The organism is Comamonas suwonensis (assembly GCF_012844455.2).
In the GTDB taxonomy this organism is placed as follows: Bacteria; Pseudomonadota; Gammaproteobacteria; order Burkholderiales; family Burkholderiaceae_C; genus Comamonas; species Comamonas suwonensis.
The window spans coordinates 22,404-42,528 of the sequence record NZ_JABBCQ020000024.1; the positions used below are offsets into that span (position 1 = coordinate 22,404).

Annotated in this window: 23 protein-coding genes and 1 pseudogene; 4 read left to right on the plus strand and 20 right to left on the minus strand. The window is 56.9% G+C overall.

Annotation, left to right across the window (positions count from 1 at the left end; all coding sequences use genetic code 11):
• Positions 1-72 precede the first annotated feature (72 nt).
• Positions 73-222, plus strand: coding sequence for a hypothetical protein (locus HF327_RS20010; protein WP_198462131.1), 150 nt, complete (start codon positions 73-75; stop codon positions 220-222).
• Between the two features lie 9 nt (positions 223-231).
• On the opposite strand, the gene HF327_RS20015 is transcribed toward HF327_RS20010, so the two are convergent.
• Entirely contained in the window at positions 232-681 is a 450-nt protein-coding gene (locus tag HF327_RS20015) for a universal stress protein (RefSeq protein ID WP_099736770.1), read from the minus strand.
• A 234-nt stretch (positions 682-915) separates the two neighbouring features.
• Here HF327_RS20015 and HF327_RS20020 point away from each other — a divergent pair, with 234 nt between their 5' ends.
• On the plus strand, positions 916-1,473 hold the full coding sequence (locus HF327_RS20020; RefSeq protein WP_198462132.1) for a DUF1003 domain-containing protein: 558 nt from the start codon (positions 916-918) through the stop codon (positions 1,471-1,473).
• Between the two features lie 146 nt (positions 1,474-1,619).
• Here HF327_RS20020 and HF327_RS20025 read toward each other — a convergent pair whose 3' ends face one another.
• The 16 genes from HF327_RS20025 to HF327_RS20100 all read right to left on the minus strand — a co-directional run bounded on the left by HF327_RS20025 (position 1,620) and on the right by HF327_RS20100 (position 15,029).
• Positions 1,620-2,075 carry a universal stress protein gene (locus HF327_RS20025; protein WP_198462133.1) on the minus strand — a complete coding sequence of 152 codons (456 nt, stop codon included), beginning with the start codon at positions 2,073-2,075 and terminating at the stop codon, positions 1,620-1,622.
• A 234-nt stretch (positions 2,076-2,309) separates the two neighbouring features.
• Positions 2,310-2,768 (minus strand): universal stress protein, encoded by a 459-nt coding sequence (locus HF327_RS20030; protein ID WP_198462134.1) that lies wholly within the window; start codon positions 2,766-2,768, stop codon positions 2,310-2,312.
• A 183-nt stretch (positions 2,769-2,951) separates the two neighbouring features.
• On the minus strand, positions 2,952-3,755 hold the full coding sequence (locus HF327_RS20035) for a Rha family transcriptional regulator (protein ID WP_198462135.1): 804 nt from the start codon (positions 3,753-3,755) through the stop codon (positions 2,952-2,954).
• A gap of 311 nt (positions 3,756-4,066) precedes the next feature.
• Positions 4,067-4,363, minus strand: coding sequence for a hypothetical protein (locus HF327_RS20040; RefSeq protein WP_198462136.1), 297 nt, complete (start codon positions 4,361-4,363; stop codon positions 4,067-4,069).
• Between the two features lie 287 nt (positions 4,364-4,650).
• Positions 4,651-5,412 (minus strand): hypothetical protein, encoded by a 762-nt coding sequence (locus tag HF327_RS20045; RefSeq protein ID WP_236024311.1) that lies wholly within the window; start codon positions 5,410-5,412, stop codon positions 4,651-4,653.
• A gap of 101 nt (positions 5,413-5,513) precedes the next feature.
• A complete protein-coding gene (locus tag HF327_RS20050; protein ID WP_236024312.1) occupies positions 5,514-6,044 on the minus strand; it encodes a hypothetical protein in 531 nt (176 codons plus the stop codon).
• Between the two features lie 195 nt (positions 6,045-6,239).
• A complete protein-coding gene (locus tag HF327_RS20055; protein ID WP_198462138.1) occupies positions 6,240-6,920 on the minus strand; it encodes a hypothetical protein in 681 nt (226 codons plus the stop codon).
• A 291-nt stretch (positions 6,921-7,211) separates the two neighbouring features.
• Positions 7,212-7,523, minus strand: a complete 312-nt coding sequence (locus tag HF327_RS20060; protein ID WP_198462139.1) for a hypothetical protein — start codon at positions 7,521-7,523, stop codon at positions 7,212-7,214.
• Between the two features lie 160 nt (positions 7,524-7,683).
• Positions 7,684-8,337, minus strand: coding sequence for an FABP family protein (locus HF327_RS20065; protein WP_198462140.1), 654 nt, complete (start codon positions 8,335-8,337; stop codon positions 7,684-7,686).
• A gap of 122 nt (positions 8,338-8,459) precedes the next feature.
• On the minus strand, positions 8,460-9,653 hold the full coding sequence (locus tag HF327_RS20070; protein ID WP_198462141.1) for a tyrosine-type recombinase/integrase: 1,194 nt from the start codon (positions 9,651-9,653) through the stop codon (positions 8,460-8,462).
• A gap of 717 nt (positions 9,654-10,370) precedes the next feature.
• The gene (locus HF327_RS20075) at positions 10,371-10,787 is read right to left on the minus strand and encodes a hypothetical protein (RefSeq protein WP_003074443.1); all 417 of its coding nucleotides are present in this window, start codon (positions 10,785-10,787) and stop codon (positions 10,371-10,373) included.
• Between the two features lie 23 nt (positions 10,788-10,810).
• Entirely contained in the window at positions 10,811-11,269 is a 459-nt protein-coding gene (locus HF327_RS20080; RefSeq protein WP_003074445.1) for a chromate resistance protein ChrB domain-containing protein, read from the minus strand.
• A gap of 3 nt (positions 11,270-11,272) precedes the next feature.
• A complete protein-coding gene (locus HF327_RS20085) occupies positions 11,273-12,181 on the minus strand; it encodes a Fe-Mn family superoxide dismutase (RefSeq protein WP_198462142.1) in 909 nt (302 codons plus the stop codon).
• A gap of 25 nt (positions 12,182-12,206) precedes the next feature.
• A complete protein-coding gene (locus HF327_RS20090) occupies positions 12,207-12,827 on the minus strand; it encodes a hypothetical protein (protein WP_003074450.1) in 621 nt (206 codons plus the stop codon).
• A gap of 12 nt (positions 12,828-12,839) precedes the next feature.
• Entirely contained in the window at positions 12,840-14,042 is a 1,203-nt protein-coding gene (locus HF327_RS20095; RefSeq protein WP_198462143.1) for a chromate transporter, read from the minus strand.
• A 24-nt stretch (positions 14,043-14,066) separates the two neighbouring features.
• Entirely contained in the window at positions 14,067-15,029 is a 963-nt protein-coding gene (locus HF327_RS20100; RefSeq protein ID WP_198462144.1) for a chromate resistance protein ChrB domain-containing protein, read from the minus strand.
• Between the two features lie 302 nt (positions 15,030-15,331).
• On the opposite strand from HF327_RS20100, the gene HF327_RS22220 reads away from it, so the two are divergent.
• The gene (locus HF327_RS22220) at positions 15,332-15,568 is read left to right on the plus strand and encodes a YozE family protein (protein WP_198462145.1); all 237 of its coding nucleotides are present in this window, start codon (positions 15,332-15,334) and stop codon (positions 15,566-15,568) included.
• A gap of 365 nt (positions 15,569-15,933) precedes the next feature.
• Here the strand turns inward: HF327_RS22220 and HF327_RS20110 are convergent, their stop codons facing one another.
• Together HF327_RS20110 and HF327_RS20115 are read right to left on the minus strand one after the other, a co-directional pair.
• Positions 15,934-16,491 carry a hypothetical protein gene (locus HF327_RS20110; RefSeq protein WP_003074459.1) on the minus strand — a complete coding sequence of 186 codons (558 nt, stop codon included), beginning with the start codon at positions 16,489-16,491 and terminating at the stop codon, positions 15,934-15,936.
• Between the two features lie 10 nt (positions 16,492-16,501).
• Positions 16,502-17,194 carry a hypothetical protein gene (locus tag HF327_RS20115; protein WP_003074462.1) on the minus strand — a complete coding sequence of 231 codons (693 nt, stop codon included), beginning with the start codon at positions 17,192-17,194 and terminating at the stop codon, positions 16,502-16,504.
• A 163-nt stretch (positions 17,195-17,357) separates the two neighbouring features.
• Here HF327_RS20115 and HF327_RS22225 point away from each other — a divergent pair.
• Positions 17,358-17,588, plus strand: a pseudogene (locus HF327_RS22225) (transposase); the annotation flags it as partial.
• A gap of 471 nt (positions 17,589-18,059) precedes the next feature.
• On the opposite strand, the gene HF327_RS20120 reads toward HF327_RS22225, so the two are convergent.
• Positions 18,060-19,976: a UvrD-helicase domain-containing protein gene (locus HF327_RS20120; protein WP_198462146.1), complete on the minus strand. Its 1,917-nt coding sequence runs from the start codon at positions 19,974-19,976 to the stop codon at positions 18,060-18,062.
• Positions 19,977-20,125 lie beyond the last annotated feature (149 nt).

Consider the following 20,125-nt stretch of genomic DNA (forward strand, 5'->3'; position numbering starts at 1 on the left):
AGCCCCAAGCGTTACGACCGCCTGAGGCTTTCTTTCCCAACCCTTGCAAGACCAAGAATCAGAGCGTTGACGATGTTTTTCAAAGTGACCGTCACCGCACCTTTGGACGCAGCCGCGGCCGACCGCTTTGCCCGCCGTATTGCTGTGGCCTACGTGCAGGTCGCACTGGGCATCACTTCCGCAGGGCTGGCGGGCCTGCTGCTGGCTATCCGCTGGTGGTGAAGCGCCGCCCTACACCACAGGCCGGTGCACCAGCACCGGAATGCTGCTGTTCACCAGCACGCGCTGTGTTTCGCTGCCCAGCAGAATGCCGGCGATGCCCTTGCGGCCGTGCGAAGCCATGCAGATCAGATCGCAATTGCTGTCCTTGGCCTGCTGGATGATGGCCTGGTGCACCGAAAAGTTCATGGTCCGTGCCGTCTTGCACTCCACGCCCTCGGCCTTGGCCATGTCCTGCACCGCTTGCAACACCTTGTCTGCCGTTTTTTCGGCGTCTTTGCGCAGTTCGCTGGGGTTGTAAGTCACCATCCCCTCGCTGGCATACATCAAGGCGGAATAATCCGGCATCACATACAGCACCGTCACTTCGGCGCCTTGCTCCTTGGCCAGTTGCAGGCCCGCGTGCAGCGCGGCCTCAGAGAGTTTTGAGCCGTCCGTAGGAATCAAAATGTGCTTGAACATTTCCAGCCTCCTTGCGCGCCAGCGCGTGTGTGGTTGCCAATCAATCCGACCGATTGCCGAATCCATACTCACACTCAAAGGCTGGCAATGCAACACCTGGAGTCAATATTCAGCATACCGCTCACACTTGATGAAGGATGGCTGAGGCTGTTCTGCGATAAGGCGCATCCTTAAGTGCCGGGGTTGGTTAGCATGGTGATGCCGTCTTCAGTCTTCGGATGGCAAGGAGGTCCTATGCTCAACACGGATACCGTCGCGGAGAGGTTGCTTGGTGCCCCAGCAGATACTTTGGACGCAAGAGCGCTCAAGGTGGCTCAGCACATAGCCCGGCGCAAGCACATTTCACGCAACGTAGCTCAGGAGCTGGAGCAAACTCCGCCAACCTTGGGGCAGCGCGCAGCAGATGCCGTCGCAACGTTTGGCGGGTCCTGGACCTTTGTGCTTCTATTTGGCGCAACGATGGTGGTGTGGGTTGGCCTCAACACGCTGCTGCTTTTGGCGCGCGGATCCACGTTTGACCCGTACCCCTACATTCTTCTGAACCTGTTTCTGTCCATGCTGGCAGCCATACAAGCGCCCATCATTCTGATGTCGCAGAACCGGCAGTCGGAAAAAGACCGTATCCGGGGAGAGCATGACTACGAAGTCAACCTCAAGGCAGAGCTGGAGATCATGCTGCTGCACGAAAAAATAGATGAACTGCAGAAAACGCAATGGGGTGAACTCATCGCCATCCAGAGCGAACAGCTTCAGCTGCTCCGCCAACTTGCGGGCGGGCACCGGCCCCTGTAGTTATGCAGGTTACCCAAGCCAAAACAGCCGCCAGCCCTTACTCCCCAAGTGCTGGCAGCTATCAATAAACGTAATGCGCAGCGTGCCTTCATCGGGGATGGGTGCTGGCGGGCCTGGTGTTGGCTATCCGCTCGTGGTGAGCCGTTTTACTCTTTGACCACCGGCCGGTGCACCAGCACCGGAATGCGGCTGTTGACCAGCACGCGCTGGGTTTCGCTGCCCAGCAGAATGCCGGCAATTCCCTTGCGCCCGTGCGATGCCATGCAGATCAGATCGCAGTTGCTTTCCTGCGCGGTCTTGATGATGGCCTGGTTGACGGAGAAATCCGTCGCCCGCACCGTCTTGCAATTCACGCCTTCGGCTGCGGCAATATCGGTCGCGACCTTGAGCACCTTGTCGGCTTCCTTCTCGGCGCTCTTGGTCATTTCTGTCGCGTTGTAGGCCATCAGGGCCTCAGAGCCGTAGATCATGGTGGCGTAATCCGGCATTACATACAGCGCCGTCACCTGTGCACCTTGTTCCTTGGCCAGTTGCAGGCCCGCGCGCAGTGCAGCCTCAGAGAGCTTCGAGCCATCCGTAGGAATCAAAATGTGCTTGAACATATACAGCCTCCTTGCGCGTCTGCGCGTGTGTGTAGTTGCCAGTCAATCCGAACGATTGCCTCACCCATACTCACACTCCGGGGCGGCTAATGCAACACCCCGAAGTGCGTATTCAGGCGTTTTCTTGATGGGAATCAAAGTCTTGAAGTTCAATCGAAAATGACATCAAGCCCATATCCATAAAGCGCTTGTAGCTATCAAAAAAAACGCATGAATGCCATGCGCCCCTGGCTGTCAGCCGCTGACGGGGTCTGCGCGGTGCACCAGCACCGGGATGCTGCTGTTGGTCAGCACCTTCTGGGTTTCGCTGCCCAGCAAAATCCCGCTGAGCCCCTTGCGACCGTGCGAAGCCATGCAGATCAGATCGCACCCGCCTTCCTGCGCCTGCAGGATGATGGCCTCGGCCACAGAAGGACTAGTGGTGCGTACGCTCTGAATCGCCAGCCCGCGCGCGCCGGCCAGCTCCTCGGCAAATTTCAGCACGGCATCTGCTTCGGCGTTGGCATTTTTCGTCAGCTCGGCCGTGTCATAAGCGGTCATCGAGCGCGACCCATAGATCAACGCACGGTAATCCGGCATCACATACAGCACCGTCAACTTGGCGGCCTTCTCGCCGGCCAGCTCAATCCCCGCGCGTACGGCCGCTTCGGACAACTTGGAGCCATCTGTCGGAATCAAAATGTGTTTGAACAACGGTCTCTCTCCCTGCGCGGTCGCGCATCTGTTGTGGCAAAAGCCCCAGCCCCCTCTGACTGGCGGCGGAACTGCCCATCATGGCAGCGAATCGCGATTGGCATAAAGACGCAAATTCTGCGTATGCAGCCAAAACAGCTGCCAGCCCTTGACCCTCAAGCGCTGGCAGCTATCAAAAGCAGACTACTTGAACAGCATGCGCAGCGTGCCTTCATCGGGCGCCGGGGGCTGAACAGAGCGTGACTTTGCGGACAGGGAAGGTGCGGAGGCGGTGCGCTGGCCGGGGGAATTACCGGGGTAGATCGGCAGCGTCACCTGCTTTTCGCGGTGCTGGGCGCGTTGGGTCAGCCGCTGCGTGCAGGCTGTTGCCAGCGTGGCCAGCTGGGCATCGGTCGCGCCGATGATCTCGCCGTCGGCAATGCGCTGCGGCAGGCTGTTGAAGGACACTACCATCTGGTCCGTCGCAATCGGCTGGGCATGGGGCAGAGTAGGGCGGCCCTGGCTGTCGTAGTTCAGGTTCAGCAAGTAGCGGCTGTGCTGCCATTCATCGGTGTCGCCCTGCATCACCGCATTGAACACCGTGCGGTGCACCTGCGCCGCGGCCTCTGCGGCCAGAGAAAAGGCGAGCTCCATGCGCTGCGTGCCCGCAGGCTGGTGCAGCGCGGCTTCCATGCGATTGAAGGCGTCGATATAGGCCAGCTTGAAGACCAGCGCCTTTTTGCCCGTAAAGCCCATGGCCAGCAGCGTAAAGCCGTCGCGGGTCAGGCGGTAGGCGGGGTAGGTTTGGCCGTTTTGCTCATCAGTAAAAGGGGCCTCCTCAAAATTGAGTACACCCCCATTAGGCAGTTGTGGCAGCAAGTTTCGAATGTCACGCAGCACGTTGGCATGCTGCTTGCCAAAGTGTTGAGCTAGATCGGTGCTGAGTGTGGTGGGCTTGCCGCCTACGATGGTGATGGCGGGGGAAATAGCCTGTGCGGACAGAGACATGCTGGCGCTCCTTGATGAGACTTTTTGAAGCCTTATCGCAGCGTTCTTACGCACTGAAATAAGGTGGCCGGGAGGTTAAGAACCTAGATCAAGCTAGGCGGACTTCTTCCCCTTGCGGGTCTTGTATCCGTCGCCCTCCCGGCCATAAATCAACCGTCTGCAAGAGTGCAGACGTGCAATGTCCGGGCACAAAAAAACCGCCAGTATCGGATGCGGTTCTTCCGCTTGATCTTAGGAGTTCTTACGCTCCTCCTCTTGCGAGGTAGTGGGAGTGTACAGGATATTGCGCAATGGCTGCAAACCAATACCTTCTATGCACCTACCTCAGTTTTTATTGTTTGAGGAATTAATGATGCCATTGTCCGCAGAATCAATGGTGCTGAAGCGCCTACATGTATTGCTAAAAAGCCTTTTAGCTCAAAACCGGATGCTATGTATGCCCAAGCGACTACTACTCCCAGTCCTGCCATTATTATGTAGGCAATCCAATAAAGTGGGTCCCGAAAATCTGGGCGTTGATCGGCAGGGAGCTTATGAGCCTCACTTAGCGCGATCAATTGAACAGCTATCCCGCCAAAAGCAGCTAAAAAAATTAAAGAGCTATCCATTAAGAGCTTCGATTCCTTAGAGCCGCGATGAATCTGGCACCTAGTGGCGCTGATTTTTTGAAATGTTCACGGGTTGTGAAGAGTTCTTCACCCTTATCAGAGACTGCAGATGATTTGACAATTTTTCCCGTTGTGCGTAGGTCATGAATTGCTCTTTGAACAGTTGGCTCTGGAATCTTTAATTCTCTGGCCACACCATTGATCGTTCTCCATCTGTATCTGGGATTCTCTAGAGCGCTTATTACTTTATCTTTCTCTTTAATCATGTTGGCTGTAGATGATATGGTTTATACAGTTACTTCCACTGAATCATAGAAATTAATAAGTGCATATATTCTTTCAATATAGACTATAAATTGTCCCATATTGGCTAAAATAACACCCTTGTCAAGATCTGGTATTATTTGCGGATGTCCCACGGCATTTCTTGTGTGGCGATAAAAATTAAATGCACCATCTAGTAATTGCTCTAGGTCTTGAGAAATTGGAAGTTCTTTAGGTTTTGGATTGGCTGCTTTATAAGATCGTTTGAACTCATCATACTTTATGGAAATCATTTTGTTATTGACGCGCGTGAAATAGCTATTCCTATTTCCATCATCTTTAATTCTATTCCCGTAAGAATCGATAAGAATTAATATTGCTTTTTCGCTTGCGGCGCCTAACATGAAGGCTGCGCCGGATGGACTACCTGCCTTATAACATCTAAGTGCTTCTTGAAAAAACCAAAGCACTACGCCGTCGCATTGCGGAACTCTTTCTTGCAGTGTCTGAGGGAATTTCTCAATTTCTGCAGGAAGTAATATACCTGGTGCTGCTGCACCAGTTTCAATACTTGTTTTAAGATCGTTGAGCCATTTTTTTAATTCTGATTCTATACCCTCAACATGAATTTTTCCGGAGTTATAAACAATAAGTCCTGCTTTGTTTGAACCGGATTTGATGGTGAATTTTGTTGCATGTTGAATTTCTTGTTCGGAGTCAAGAACATTGTTCTGCGTAAGATTCTCGCGAACGATGTTGCAGATTTTTTCATCACCATTTGACATTTATTATCTCCTTGTAAATTTAGTGTGAGCTAGTGAGTTTTAAAATTAATTAAGTATGATGAATTTATGGAAAATAAAAATATAATGTATGGCATACATATCTAGCAGCGAACTCTATATTGCTCATCTCTCGCAGATTTCCGTTCCCTACGGACCCAATCCAGGTCGTAATACTGGCTGCCTGCACGTCCCATGCTATCCAGCATCTTTACGCGCTCATCCAACGCATCGCAGACTTGTTTTCTGGCGGGTTCGGCAGGCTGGGTGGGGCGGTTCTGATAGGTAACCGTGGGGGCTTGGGTGTTGCGCTGGGTTTTACGCCATTGGGCTTCGGCTTGGGCCACTTTCTGATCCCAAGGCAGGCCGGAGGGCACGGTCTCCGTGCGCTCCAGAAAAGCGTTATGTTGGCCGCATTGCGCGCTGGACCAGAAAAGCCCGCCGCCATGGCCTTTGCACAGAAAAACAGAGCTGCCTGAGTGGCCGCTGTGCAGGGTGGTGGTTTTATCTTCAACCACCCTGGCACCTTTGCATGCCTCTTGAGAATAGGTATTGCCGCAGCGATAGATGGGCTGCGCTGAGGCGGTGACTGGCAGCAAAAATGCGGCGGCAGCCAGGGCAAGCAGAAAATGCATACTGAGCATTATCTGTAAAAATTAGTTACTGATGCATTAGCCCCGGCCCGCAGTGCGATGTTGGGCGGATCAGATAAACCAAAGAAAAAGGCAATGTAGAGACCTACATTGCCTTTGTGCGTGAGTAAGTGCTTTTCTGGCGCTAATCAGATTTCGTTTGAACTTCAGCGGGCTAGGCCCGCGTTTTCATCCAGCTCAGTTGGTCGCGAAGCAGTACATCAGTCCGGCGCTGCCGCTTTGTTTGAGCTGGTCCACGCTGCAGCCGCGCGTCCCGTGCGATGAGTTCCACGAGGCGTTGGCCACAGGGTCGGGGTTGGTGCCCCTGTGGTCGTGGTGGCCCACGATGGCAGAGCCACCGTCGCTCTTGGTCCAGTTGCCGCAGGTGGTGTCTTTGCCGGGATCGGGCACGGCCACGGTGCCGTCAGGGCGCGAGCCGGTGAGGATGTCGTGGCGGTTGACCTCATCTCCAAAGCCCGAGACGACCTCGCCCTTCTCGGTCAATGAGGTGTCTTTGCCGACCTTGGCATTGGCGCTGTGCAGGTCGGCCACGCTGGTGGCAATGACCACGCCCTTGGCATTGCGCCATGGGCCGTTGCCGATGCGGTCGCGCGCATTGACGGCCGGTTGTCCATTCAGGGCAGCGTTGCTCAGGTAGGCGCGCCAGGTTTTGTTGCCCGCGCCCACGCTTGCGGCCAGCGATTGGCAGTAGCGGTCAGCGCCGGCCAGGCCACCGAGGTCGCCGCCCTTGCCGGGGTTGGTGCTGGTGATGAAGAAGCCCATGGGGTTGCCGCCCGATGACCCCATGGCGCCGCAACCCACGACTAAGGCGACAGCCGCAACGGCTGTGCTGGCGGAAAGAACCAAACGAAGGGACATGGGAGGCTCCAGAGCAATAGTGGAGCCAGCAGGCTAACGCAACGCTGTGCCAGCGGCAATATGAGGAATTCCGCGATCTGGGCCCACCACCATGGCCTTTGCACAGAGAAAATGCTTGGCGGGCATTATCTGGAGATCCAGTTACAAGTAGATTGTTGGACTTCGCCAGAGCGAAACCTGGGATATGGATTGACTTAACCAAAAAGGCAACGCGGTTGAATGCGTTGCCTTTTGGCTGGGGCCAGCCTTCGGAGAGTTCTGGGCCGGTGCGTGCCTATGCCGCGTTATGCCTTAGCGGCAAGAAACATTGCGCCAGCTGAATTTGCCGTCGTTAAAGCTCTCTGTCCAGACTGCCATGGCAGGTGCTTTGCGTGAAGAGAAGGTGATCTGGTTGGGGATTTTGTTGCCCAGGGCGGCGGGTCTGCCTATCCGGTCCAGAACTTGCACTCCGTATTGCGTGGCTTCTTCACTGCCGCTTGAGTTCAGAATCACGCAGTATGCGCTGGCGAAGTCATCCCACAGGTGATGCTGCTTGATCACGTAGCTGTGCAAGCGCACGTAAGCCCGATTGGGATTTCTGCTCGTGAGGTTGGGTTTATTCATGATCAAGACTCCTGCTTGTTCGAAATGATTCGGTGGAGATCGATCGATTGACACATTTTTGCAATCGCAACTTCTTTGTACCGAACAGTTTGTGTAACAAGCGTAGGGGTCTTGGCCGTGAGGGGATAGGGCTTAGGGGCCGCGCTGTAGGCTGTGTCGGTTATATGGCGCTGGCCGATGCTTCGGCAGCTTGGGCCGTGGGGTTGGGTGTGGGTTCGCCGATCTTGTGCAGGGTGTTGCGGTCAGTGTGGGCAAAGGGTTCGCTCTGACCGGGGATGGTCAGCATAGTTTCCTGCTCATACGACCAGGTGCCGTCTGGGTTCTTGGTGACGGTGATGGTGTAGGCGTCGGTTCTGAAGGCGTACTCCAGAAACGGGTTGCTTGAGATACCGTTCACGGTAGAGCCACGTACGGCGTTGAGCGTGAAGGTGGTGGCGTCGGCTGTGGTGTTGCCCGTGGCCATGGCGGTTTGTCCGCGCGGAATGGTCAGGGTCTGAATGATGTTGCCGGTGGCTGGCTCCCACAGCCAGTAGCCGACCTGGTCGTGAAAGGTTTCGGGGTCATCGGGCTTGACGATGCGCGTGTGGTAGCGCAGGCCATAGAAGAGCTGGGGGCCGTTGGTCTGGGCATCGATGGGCTGGCATTCCATGTGCTCGATGAAGGCCTGCTTTTCAGGGCCGTCGGCCTTGGGGTTGATGTCCAGCCCGCGTTTGCCGGTCCAGATGCCGGCCATGCCGGTGAAGGGGCCGAGGTTGGCCAGGGTGTTCACATCGGGCTCGGGCTCGGTGTAAATGTCTTTGGGAAAGTTTTCCATAGCTGGTAGCTGGCTTTCTCGTTGAGTCTGGAGAAACCAGTTTACAAGCCGTGGGCTGAGGCGAGCTTGACGACTATCAAGCCGTGATGGCTGCGCTGCTGCAGCCTGCTTCGGTCTATGCTTTAGAGCGCGGAGGTCCAGCTGTCGATCATGTTGGCCCAGTCTTGCAGCATGGCTTTGCGCTGCTCGCGGTACTCGGCTTTGTTGTAGACGGCGCGCACGCCTTTTTGCTCGTGGGCCAGGGTTTTCTCAATCCAGTCGGAGTTGTAGCCGGCTTCATGCAGGATGGTGGAGCCGGTGCGCCGCAAGTCGTGCGGTCCGAATTTGGCAAGCGCCTGGCCGTCTTTTTGCGCGTATTCCCAGCACAGGGTCATGACGCGGTTCAGGGTGGCTGAACTCATGGGCCTGTGGGTTTCGTAGCGGCTGGGGAAGACGTAGTCCGAGCCGCCAGCAAACATCTTGAGCGCGGTCAGCAAGTCCATGGCCTGCTGGGCCAGAAAGACGATGTGAGGGCGGCGCGCCTTCATTCTTGCTGCGGGGATGGTGAGCGTGCCTTCGGTGAAGTTCACATCGGCCCATTTGGCATTGGTGAGCTCGCCCTTGCGCAGCAAAGTCAGCAGCAGAAGTTTGCAGGCTGCACGAATGCTGGGCGTGGTGCCGACTTTCTCAAGGCCGCGGTAGAAAAGCCCGATCTCCTCTTTGGAAAGGGCGCGGTCTTTGGGCTCGAAGGTGGCAATGGTGCTGGGCGGGACCTCTTCGGCAGGGTTGCTGACCTTCTGGCCGCGCTCGATGGCGTAGCGAAAGATCAACAGAATGATCTCGCGTGCGTGGATGGCGGTGGCTGGCGCGCCACGGGCCACGATGGCATCGGCCATGCTGCGCACGTCTTCCCCCGAGATCTCGCGCAACTGGAGCTTGCCAAAGCGTGTCTGCACCTCGCGCTCATAGACGGAGCGGCGCATGTCGCGGGTGCTGTCGGCCATCTTGTGGCCCTTGAGCCATTTGATGCCCCATTCGCCCAAGGTGCCGGCCGAGACTTCACGGTTTCTGGTGCGAATCTTTTCACGCGCCGGGCTCACGCCTTCTTGAACCAGCTTCTTGGCGAGCAGCTGTTTGGCGCGTGCCTCGGCAAGCGTGATTCCGCCGATACCATACGCGCCGATGGTGAGCGTTTCCTGGCGGTTGTTGATCTTATAGTTGTAGCGGAAACTTATTGTGCCGCTTGGGGTTACGGCCACATAGAGGCCGTCGCGGTCGGTGACTTTGTAGAGCTTGCCGGTGGCTTTGAGTGAGCGAATTTTGGTATCGGTAAGCACGGAATTGCCTCTTTTCATGCTGGTGATACCATGCGCCAAAAAGTCCATTTTCAGGCATGGTATCTTCATTGAAATCAATGACTTAGATGAGATTGATACCATGTACCCCTGGCAAAGCGATTGAATGGTATCGCTGAGGCGGATGGTATGAGGCCGGTGCGGTACCATGCAAAGTACCAATAAATCTCGCCGACTCCATGCGACCGGCTAGTTCCGGATAAAGCCCAACCAAAATGAAAAAAGCCCGCGAAATCGCGGGCTTACATGAGAAAAAAGTCTAAAGGTCGCGAGTTACTTCGCGACGTACTTTTATTCCCACTCAATTGTCAATTGAAACAACATGTCGGTCTTCTTCGCACTTCAATACGCTACGCTGGACTGACTAGAGTTTCTATGAAAAATGGCCTTACCGTCAAAAGTACCGTCATCAGTTTTTATCGCTGAGACCTAGCCCTTTCAGACTTGCTGTATTGGTCTTAACTATTGGGCAAGAACACCTGCTTCCACTCATACACCTTGAACATCAGCACTATTTGCTTCAGTCAAGATTCCTCTAACGAGACCACTCTATAGCAGTCCTCCGAGCACTGAGTTTGACTGTGGCCTCAACTGAGAGAGAAAAGAGAGGGCTACAGTGATCCTTGTGGCCGCTCAAAGCTTGTAGTCACCGTTCATGAAGCGGAAGACATGGAGCGCATGTATGCCCCTTCGCGTCCCTTACCCCCGCTTGGGCATGGGCCTCACCAGGCCTCGGAAAACCACATAGTTGCTGTCATCCACGTACTGCAACTCTTTCCCGTCACGCACCACTCGGTAGCAGATCGGTTCGACCTTGCTGATCTCTGGTTGCAGCAAGCACAGCCGGTCGTTCTTGATAGACCAGTGAGCTGATTTCAATCGCTCGTTCTCAAGCCGCTCAACGCGCCCATCAGGGAAATACTTGTGCCCCCAATGGTGGTCATCGGTCACATACTTGCCGACGATTGCGGCGTGAATTTGCGAGCCGGTGAGCTCGCCATGCCCAACTGCGGCTGAAGCGGCAGTCAGGCTTATAGCCTGAACACATACGGCGAGCACGAGCCGGGAGACCAAGGCTCGATGACGGGCCTGGGGTTGTAGGGAGAAGGCAAACATTTTGATGGTCTCGGTCTAGGTGACTAGGCAGTCATGGTCGGCGGCCAGTTGTGCGTCTCGGCTTGGCAAGAGCGGCACCACGCATAGAGCGCGTCGTACATCACCATGCCGTGCTGGAGCATTTCGTGGTCGTCGCTGAAGTTGTGGGAAAGGCCCAGCGACAGCGCGTAGAGCCCTGCGGATTGCGGTGTCAGGTCGAGTTGCGATGTATCAGCACCGCGCACGATGGAAGCCAATTGGAGCAGCGCCGGGTCGTCAAGCTTGTACTTCGCCAGGAAGGCGTCGAAGCTGCACAACTCGCCCACGTGGCTCAACTCGACATTCGGGATGTCGTAGGGGATGGCGGCAGTGGCCTTGGCGGTGCTCAGCACCTCGCTGGCAGGCACATAGAGGAACTCGGGAGCCTTGTCGATGAAACGTGCGATCAGCCAGGGGCAGGCGATGCGGTCGATCTTTGGCCGTTCGCGGGTGATCCATTGCATGGTTTACTCCTTCGCATCCAGCGCCACACCGGCAGCGCGACTGGCCTCGATGCCACCTGCCACATAGCGCGCATCGAAGCCACGTGCCCGCAGCGCGAGCGCCACGGACTGGCTGACTTCATGGCCGTGCACGCAGTACACGAGGACGGGTTGGGATACATCGAGCTCAGCGCTCCATTCGGCCAACCGGGCGGGGTCGTGCCACGTGGCCCCAGCCACGCGGTTGGCGGCCCCTGCGTAGCCTGCGGCCCTGCGCACGTCGATGAGCTGCACGCTGCCTCGAACGGCCTCGGGAGGCACCGACCAGGGCAGCGCGTCGGCCTCGACGGCCGTACCGTAGCGCCGCGCAACTTCCTTCCAGCGGATGTTCTGCATGAAGGCATCCACATAGGAGGCCGCTTTGGCGCCGAAGTCCATGTGGTAGGCGTGCTCGTACATGTCCAGCGCCAGGATCGGCGTAGCCCCGGCGAGCAGATGCGTGTGGTCGGCAGCCCAATGGGTGATCAGCCGTGACTCTCGGTTAGACCAGGACAACAGTGCCCAGCCCGAGCCGCCGCCCATGGCCTTGGCCAGTGCGGTGAACTCCGCGCGCCAGCGGTCGGTGCTGCCAAAGTCGCGCGCCAAGGCTACGGTCAGGCCCGAATCTGGCAAGGCGCCGTCACCGCCCAACGAGTCGAAGTACAGCTCATGGAGCCAAGCCGAGTTGGCGGCGATCAGCTCCTCGCGTTTCAGTCCATTGACCGTGAACACCGGCGCACTTGGCCAGTCCAGTTGGGTCAACTGCTGGCGGATGGCGCCCAGGCGCTTGACGGCCCCGGTGTAGTTGTTCGCGTGGTGACTGACGATCAGATTCTCCGACAGGCCGTTGAGGGTCGCCGGGTTCAGGGCAAGGGGGCGGGGTTGCATATCCATGGGATGCTCCTGTGTGGGGATGTCGTTAGTTGCTTGAACCCGCGTGAAAGCGACTGAAGGCGGTCACGCTATCGGCCTTGGTCCAGACGCCAGCAGCGCCAGGGCCGGAGATATGGCTGTCGTCCAACTCGATGTAGAGCTTGCCGTCCAGCGCAACCGCGATATGCGTTCCGGAGAATTCGACTCGCAGGGTGTGCCAGGAGGCAGGGGCCACTGGCGCATCGATGTACTTGATGGTCTTGCGACTGCCACCCTCGACGTAATACAGCGAGACGTTGTTCTCCAGAGCATTGGCGCGGGCGACGTAATAGTTGTCGGCGTTTTTCCAGCGCCAGACGACGCCGCCTGCCTGGTCTTCCCGGCCCGCCAGGGGCTTGAACCGTGTTTCGACAAAGCCGTCGGTGATCGAGGTTCCGACTTTCACGCACCAGGGATAGGTGCCACGCCCATCCTGCAGCAACACCCTGTCAGAGTGAGTGGAGCCGGGCTCGGTAGTGATGACCCAATGGGGTGTACCTCCGCCAGTGACGCCGCAGCTCCAATAGTGAGGAGATGCGCCAAGGACAGTGCCATCGAAGCCTGGAGCCAGCGCACTCGCACTGGAAGCCAGCGCAGCCACGGTGATACCAATCAAGATGCGTTGCATGGTACTCTCCAATCAGCCGTGCGTAACCAGCGGGTGGACGACCAGGCCGATGAGGGCTGCCGCAACCACGATGACGGGTTCAGGGAGCTTCTTGAAGCGCCACAAGATGGCTGCGGTCGCGATTGCCAGCGCTGCGGTGATCCAGTCGGAGATGGAGCGCTGACCGATGACGATCACTGCGCCCGCGATGGAGCCGATGGCGGCGGCCGTGACGCCATCGACAAAGGCGATGACATCCGGGCGCTTGCCGTATTTCTTGAAGTACGGCGCGGGGATCACCGTGAACAGATAGCAAGGCACAAAGGTGGCGGCTGCCGCTGCCACGGCGCCCCAGAAGCCTGTGACCAGGTAGCCGATGAAGCCCGTAGTGACCACCACCGGGCCCGGCGTGATCATGGCCACCGCCACTGCATCCACGAACTGCTGGTCGGTCAGCCAGCCGTACTCCTTGACGACACCGCCGTAGAGGAAGGGCACGATCGCAAGGCCGCTGCCGAAAACGAAGCTGCCGGCATAAGCGAAGTACAGACCGATCTGCTTGAGCTTGGTCCAGTCGATGGTGCTGAGCGCGAACATTCCGACCAGTGGGGCCGCCACGCCGTTCAAATTGCCGCCGCGCTTGAGCCATGCAGGGGGTGCACGCCAGAACCACACCAGCACGCCAGCACCGAGGAACAGCCAGACCTCTTCCGACTTGGTGATCACCGTGACGGCTGCGCTGATCAGGAAAATAGGCCACAGCAGCTTGTCCTTGCCGATGCTCTTGGTCGTCAGCTTGTAGGCGCTCATGGCGATGATGCCGATCACTGCGGCGCCCACGCCATAGAACACCGACTGCATCCAGCCGATGCCGCCGTAGGCGACATAGGCCGCGCCAAGCGCCACGACCATGAAGAAGGACGGGACGACAAAGGCGATCCCTACGAGGGACGCGCCCAGAAACCGGTAATGGACATAGCCCAGGTAGATGGCCAGCTGTGCGGCTAGCGGCCCTGGCATCAGTTGGGCGAGGGCCAAGCCCTCCTTGTAGTCCGCTTCGGTGATCCATCGGCGCTTTTCCACCAGATCGCGGTACATATAGCCCGCCAGGGCCACGGGACCGCCAAAGCCCCAGGTGCCCAGGGCCAGTATGTAGCGCACGAGCTGCCAGAGCGTGTAGCCGGGGGAACTTGAGGCGCTGGCTTCGGGCGCCGTTGTTGTGTTGAGGTCGTTCATATGGGTCTTTGCAGTTGTTGATGCCTACGGCTTGCGCGGGCTGGAGAAATGGGCGTGGAGCGAATCGAGTACGCCGCCGATGTCGACCAGCAGCGCGTCGTCATCCGGCCAGCGCTTGCGCGCTCCGGCCAGAACAGCCTCGAAGCCGCAGGCCTCGGGCGTGGTCGCACCGCCTACGTCGAGCGCATGAACCATCTCCGCGAGGCGCGAGAGACCCCTGTCACCTTCCAAGCCAAAGCTCGTGAGCAGCACCTCGAAGGTCACGCGCTCGCCCACATGAGTGAAGGTCGCGCCATCGAAGTCGAAGCCCAGCGCATCTGCAGGGCAGTCGGCCGGTGCCTCCAGCCACTGGAAGCGTGCGTGCGGGTCGATGAAGCGCTGGATGAGCCAGGCACTGGCCACGCGATCTACCCAGAGATTGCGGCGCGTCGCCCAGAGACGTCCTTGGTATTGCATGCGATCGCGCCGGGCTATGCGTCCAGCAGTGGCCTGTGGTTCGCCCGGCGACTGCAGGGCTTCGATGGCGTTGTTGAAGTCCCGCCACTGGGCTTCGGCGCGGATCGAGGTTTCTGCAGGGAAGAAGTCGATCCTGCGGATGGCTTCATAGGCCCGCGCGTGCTTGCGCTGCACACGGCCCAACTCGGTCGCGCTCAGGCCAGAAAGTGTCTGACGCGCTTGGGCCAGTTCTTCCAGCCAGGGGGTGTAGTCGACCGTTCGGTCGAAGAGCGCCTGGAAAGTGGCTTGTTCGGCTATATCGCGCGCTCGCACCTGTAGCAGCCAGGCTTGGCCACCTTCCTGCAGCGCATCGTCGGCAAGGGCTTGCAATTGCGCAGCTTGCTCAACTTGCGCTGGAAGCAGGTAGGCACCGTCGCGCAAGGCAGCACAGCCTAATGCCTTCACGGCGCGCCAAATCCGCATGCGTGGCGTAGCGCTTGAGGCGGGGAGGCTGATGATCAGAGCCAGCCAGGAGTCCGAAGTGAGAGTCATGGCAGCAGCTTAGAGCACCGTCATGAATGCTGCAATGCTGTAGCGATCTCTACAAAATCATTCCAAACTTCATCAAACAAGTACGATGGTATGCGCATGGCGACTGCTATGAAGAAGACCGCACGCTGTACTACTGCTCAATGTGCGATATTTTTGCCAGCCCAGACCACTTTGCGACGCAACCACGCCGAGCAGCTACAAATAAAGCTGCAGGCGTATGCCAAGTGGCCCGCTGATACGGCACGACGCAGTTACCGCCCCGTAGTGCACACAACCTATTTGCCGCCGAGCTGGCCGCACTGGTGGCAGAGCAAAAAGCAAGTGCAGCAAGCCGCAGCCGCTTTTATCGCTGGCTGGAAAAGCAGGCCAGCCGTGATGACCCTGTGGGTGATTTGGCCTATGACATCACACATGACAAAGGCTTCCCGATAGAGGCTTCACTGCGACAAACGCGCAGCTACTTGGAAAGCAAGTGGGTGTCGGAGGCGGTGATGGATGCTTTGGCCCAAGCCTGGCTTGAGTTTTCTGCCAACAGGTAAAGGCCGCGTTGAGTAGCGGACGGCCATCAGCGCGGTTGTGCTGATGGTTGCTTGCATACATTCCACGCGCTCTTTGCACTGTTGATTTCCACGCAAAACTGCCCCACACCAGAGATGTGGCATAAATCTTGGACACCATATGGCTGTCCTCAGCTTGAGATAGCCCCCCTGGGGCATCGGGGAGGTGCCAGCATCCACCAAGTAGAGCTGGAAGCTGCGCAGATATTCAACGATGGCCATGTCCGGCGAGGCACGATGTATATTGCCGCTCATGGCCTTCTTACCGGACTACCGCGTGAGCGGTTTAGAGTCGTCTCTAAGGCGCGGTGGTTAGGTCAGGACCGCTGTTTTCTCTGTTTAAGCCGCTATACATTCCACAGCAGCAGTGCTGCTTCGCCTTGCGTTGCCATACCGGGGTGGTTCAGGGCAATGGTTGCAGCGCAGTGGGCGCGGTGGTCTCGGTAAAACGTGATGCCTTGAAGCCATTCATCCCAGCTGTGCACCAAATCCTGCTCTTCGCAAGAGGCCAGGAACACCAGCTGAATGCGGTGGAGTTTTTGGCTGGCATCGCGCAATTGCAGTTGCTGCAATTTTTCATGATCGCGCTGTATTTTTTCGCGCCATTTGTTTTGCGTGCCAGCGCCCACCAACGCCACTTCGATCAGATATTTATCTTGTGTGTCTGGGCGGGTGGCGAGCAAATCCCCTTTCAAGGATTTCAGACAGTGATCGCCCAGTTGTTGGTAACTGGGGCGGCCTTCGCAGTGGTATCCATGCTGCAGAAAAGCAGCAAACAGCTCCCAGTTCAGCCATTCTTCATACGATGCCGTGCTGGCACTGAACGCATGCAAGGTGTGGGATTTCTGTGCAAACCAAGGCTGCAGAATATCTAGAACCGTGTGGGCAGGAGTGATGACAGACATTGGGGCAGTTTCAGTGGGACAGTAAAAAATGGCAGTGGATGGCGGGAGCCGTATGTTCGCTGTAGGTGCTGGAAAATGCGGGGGAGCTGATAGGGTAGTCCTTCAGCCGTTGTTGAATATACCTACCCATGGAAAGTCGTAACTTTGCTTTTTCGCCTTCCAAAACGATATGGGCATATTTCGTTGCCGTCCGCAACAGCGGGGCCATGGTTGCAAAAGCCTGGTCGATATCGGCCTGGAACTGCTCAGGGCTGTCGCAGCGAATCGCGGCAGAGCCGTAGCGTATGCGCGACTGCGCAAAGAAGTCGTCCAGATCGGCTTCGGTCAGCACGGACTGCACGTCAAAGTTGTAGTGGCGCAGCAAAAAATCGATAAATTGCGCGATATCGGCATCGGCAATCCCATCGATGTGCACCGTTTTTACCGCTTGCCCAGACAGCGGCACCTCGGTGTGTTGGTCGGTCAACAGCAGCCAATTGGTGGTTAGCTGGGCCAGAGCAGGGAGGTCGTAAGCCGTGCGCGGCGTTTGTATGCTTTCGCAGACCACAACGCCATCGCGGACGCAAGGGCGCAGGAAAACGGCAGGTGCTTGCTGGGCAGCAAGCTGTATACCACGCACTGCCATGGCGGCTTGCGCGCGGGGACTGGCCAGTAGCACGGCAATAGTTTCGGATGGCTGAGTGGAAAAATAATATGCGGCCATCAAAGGACTCCTTCTGTGCCCATGATTCTCAAAGTTGGCTTGTCCATTTGTCCAGGAAATCGGCCTCAAAAAAGAATAAAAAATTAAAATTTATTGACCATCGCATGGTGTTAGCCGCAAAAGCGATGTTTTCAGAACCTAACACCACTTTCCTTTGAGACCGATGCGAAGCATTTATGCATCGCTCCCTCATGGCAAACAAACCGTTGGCAAAGAGCTGTGGCGACAACTGCAGCCCCTGATTTCGCCCTTCACTCCTTCCGCCAAAGGCGGCTCACGCAAGCTCGGCGTGAGCAATAAAACCGCACTCAATCGCATCTTGTTTGTGCTGCACACCGGCATTTCATAGGAAGACTTGCCACAGTCTCTCGGCTACGGCAGTGGCAGGTCCTGCTAATCGCGACTCCCTGACTGGAGCGACAGCGGCGTCAGGCAACCAGCCTGACTCAGCCGACTGTGGGAAAGCCTGCAAGGACTGCTTCTGGCCGGAAGCACGTGATCGTCGTGGCTCCCCAAAGCTGTCAACCACTGGCAGGAGCAAACCAACCAGCGACTGCTTTCGGGGTCTTGAGCGAAATGGCGCTCTCGGCCAGAAGCGGTACTCAAGCGCCGCACTATGAGCGGCGGTTCTAGGCTGATCTCAGTCATTAGCTGGCGGCGGCAGGGTGTCTGCTTTCGCCGCAACCGGACATTCGAGGGCAAGCGGCACTTATGAAGTTGCCCCGCTTCCACGGACGGTTATTTGTTGCCAAGAGCGCAGCGCAATGACGCCGACATGGGCCTGAAAAGGTGCCTGGGGCATTGGTTCTGAAGTATTCGAGGCACACCACTTGGTTGATGTCGCAATGCCCCGAACTTGAGGCATTTAGTTGAGCACTTCTATCGCCCATCCTTGCTGCTGAAGTGCGGCCACGCAGTCGTCCGACACGCGAGCTTGATTCACTGCCAAGCATAGGAAACTTGTGGGCCTAGACATCCCTACATACAAGCTTCTAAATTGCGACAGGCCGCTTTCCTTCATCTTAGGGTCACGAGCATTTAGGCCAGCGAGGACAGGCAAAGCCACTTGCAAATCAAACCTGCGGCTTGGATACCCAAGCGATTCAAGTACAAGCGTCGCAAGATGAGTTTCACCTTTCATTGAAGCCACTGTGCCAATCTCGACCTCCACGCTACGACCATCTTTGGTGACACGGCAACGCTGCTGGCCAACTTCCTGCTCCGGCTCTTTTTCAGGGGGGTAAAACACAGGAAGAGCCTGGAACTCGGCGAGCGTCATCTTGGCCGGAAACAGGGGATGCAAGTATTGATAGAAGATAGCCACTGCTCTTGCCCGTCCTTCGTCGCTGCCATCGAGGTCTTTCGCGAGAGCCAGAGTGTGAAATAGCTGAACGACAGCGGTTGAGTCTTGTCCCGCATCCGTGAGACGTCGAACCAATTGTGAGCCGTCGCGCACGCCGTCAATGTGTGGAGACTTCACTGCACGCAGTACAAGTAACGTGGCTCGCTTTACATCTATTGCCCTCGAGTACATCGAGCCTGTCCGCAACTTTGGCTCGGAAGGTTGGCGTAAAAGTGCCCAAAGGCGCTCAGAGCGCCCGCCGCTTTTGGATTGTTCTAGATAGGCTGGCCAGTAGTCGAGCAGAGTGCGACCTGGCATCTGCGTTTCTGCATTTCCTTGTTTGCGGGCGCAAAGAGCCTTTACCGAGCTTTTGTGTAGGGTGGTATCGTCGAACCTGTCTAGTACACAGTGGGCGAAATGCCCAACCACATCCGCGACGCGTGCTGCCGTGTACATCAAAAGCATGGGCGGGTGAACATCCCCCGCAGCGCCAGTGACTGGTGCACCGCCAACCCTCACGGTCGATACAGCTGAGGCAATAGTGGGACCAAACCTCTTGCTGCTGCTAATTGGCAGTGCGGCTGCGGCGGGGAAGCTCAGTTGAGATGGGTCTGCTCCGCTGCTCAGTATCCGTTGGTTGACGTCGCCGAATCGCTGGACAAGTACCGATGCATTGAAAAGCTTGTCGAGCAAGGCTTCCTGCTCGATAGATGTGTCCTGCATCTCATCGATGTAGACCATAGGAAATCTGCGAGACAGGTGGTCTTTTACGTCAGGACACTTCGCAAGCAAATACTCTGCGAACGCGAACATGTCCGCGAAGCGAAATACACCGGCCGTTGATAGTTCAGCTTTGACATTCGCGAGGACGGGATAAGTCTTTGCACTCTCTTTCGGAAGGGTTCCATTCTCAGAATCCAGCTCTAGATTCGGTCCGCGGTAAACCAAACCTCCAATCATCGGCTTTACGCCCACATTGTTCTTTGCCCATCCCCACACTGAAGTGTTTTTTATCGCAAGAGCAATGGCTTTTTGGGCGAACACATCATCATCGATGACATCTACGGTGATGCCGCTGCTGCGCAGTGCAGGCAAAGCCAAGAAGCGGTCAACGAAGCTATGAATGGTGCCGATGAAGTGTGGGTAGGCTAGAAGCCGCGCTCCATCAGGAGTCGCCGCCAGTCTCTTTTGGATTTCATCACGAGCGACTGTCGTGTGACTGAGTACGCAGATACCGCGCTGGTCATACGGCCACTTGCGCGCGTGCAATAGGAGCTTAGCGGCAAGGACAGTAGTCTTTCCACTACCTGGTGCTGCATTGATATCCCAAGTGCCGGTCGCCAGTAGTACAGCTTGGCGCTCAGCGTCGGTGAAGTCGAGTCCGGGCGCGAGAGACTTCAGTTCAGCGAGGTCGTTGGGGGTGATGGCAGGGATGCTCATGCTGCACCTGGCTTTTGCGTAAGCCAATTCAGTGCCCGTTGCAAATACGGTGGAAGCTTTGCGAATAGGTCGTCACCGACCCCATATTCGCCTGTCGCGACAAGGTGGGCGGCGTATTGCGCAGTGACAGCTTTAGATGCCTTACCAGC

Excerpts from the sequence above, each read along its gene's own strand:
- HF327_RS20010 (WP_198462131.1), top strand. The coding sequence starts at position 73 with ATGTTTTTCAAAGTGACCGTCACCGCACCTTTGGACGCAGCCGCGGCC.
- HF327_RS20015 (WP_099736770.1), bottom strand. The coding sequence starts at position 681 with ATGTTCAAGCACATTTTGATTCCTACGGACGGCTCAAAACTCTCTGAG.
- HF327_RS20020 (WP_198462132.1), top strand. The coding sequence starts at position 916 with ATGCTCAACACGGATACCGTCGCGGAGAGGTTGCTTGGTGCCCCAGCA.
- HF327_RS20025 (WP_198462133.1), bottom strand. The coding sequence starts at position 2,075 with ATGTTCAAGCACATTTTGATTCCTACGGATGGCTCGAAGCTCTCTGAG.
- HF327_RS20035 (WP_198462135.1), bottom strand. The coding sequence starts at position 3,755 with ATGTCTCTGTCCGCACAGGCTATTTCCCCCGCCATCACCATCGTAGGC.
- HF327_RS20040 (WP_198462136.1), bottom strand. The coding sequence starts at position 4,363 with ATGGATAGCTCTTTAATTTTTTTAGCTGCTTTTGGCGGGATAGCTGTT.
- HF327_RS20045 (WP_236024311.1), bottom strand. The coding sequence starts at position 5,412 with ATGTCAAATGGTGATGAAAAAATCTGCAACATCGTTCGCGAGAATCTT.
- HF327_RS20050 (WP_236024312.1), bottom strand. The coding sequence starts at position 6,044 with ATGCATTTTCTGCTTGCCCTGGCTGCCGCCGCATTTTTGCTGCCAGTC.
- HF327_RS20055 (WP_198462138.1), bottom strand. The coding sequence starts at position 6,920 with ATGTCCCTTCGTTTGGTTCTTTCCGCCAGCACAGCCGTTGCGGCTGTC.
- HF327_RS20060 (WP_198462139.1), bottom strand. The coding sequence starts at position 7,523 with ATGAATAAACCCAACCTCACGAGCAGAAATCCCAATCGGGCTTACGTG.
- HF327_RS20065 (WP_198462140.1), bottom strand. The coding sequence starts at position 8,337 with ATGGAAAACTTTCCCAAAGACATTTACACCGAGCCCGAGCCCGATGTG.
- HF327_RS20075 (WP_003074443.1), bottom strand. The coding sequence starts at position 10,787 with ATGTTTGCCTTCTCCCTACAACCCCAGGCCCGTCATCGAGCCTTGGTC.
- HF327_RS20080 (WP_003074445.1), bottom strand. The coding sequence starts at position 11,269 with ATGCAATGGATCACCCGCGAACGGCCAAAGATCGACCGCATCGCCTGC.
- HF327_RS20085 (WP_198462142.1), bottom strand. The coding sequence starts at position 12,181 with ATGGATATGCAACCCCGCCCCCTTGCCCTGAACCCGGCGACCCTCAAC.
- HF327_RS20090 (WP_003074450.1), bottom strand. The coding sequence starts at position 12,827 with ATGCAACGCATCTTGATTGGTATCACCGTGGCTGCGCTGGCTTCCAGT.
- HF327_RS20095 (WP_198462143.1), bottom strand. The coding sequence starts at position 14,042 with ATGAACGACCTCAACACAACAACGGCGCCCGAAGCCAGCGCCTCAAGT.
- HF327_RS20100 (WP_198462144.1), bottom strand. The coding sequence starts at position 15,029 with ATGACTCTCACTTCGGACTCCTGGCTGGCTCTGATCATCAGCCTCCCC.
- HF327_RS20110 (WP_003074459.1), bottom strand. The coding sequence starts at position 16,491 with ATGTCTGTCATCACTCCTGCCCACACGGTTCTAGATATTCTGCAGCCT.
- HF327_RS20115 (WP_003074462.1), bottom strand. The coding sequence starts at position 17,194 with ATGGCCGCATATTATTTTTCCACTCAGCCATCCGAAACTATTGCCGTG.
- HF327_RS20120 (WP_198462146.1), bottom strand. The coding sequence starts at position 19,976 with ATGAGCATCCCTGCCATCACCCCCAACGACCTCGCTGAACTGAAGTCT.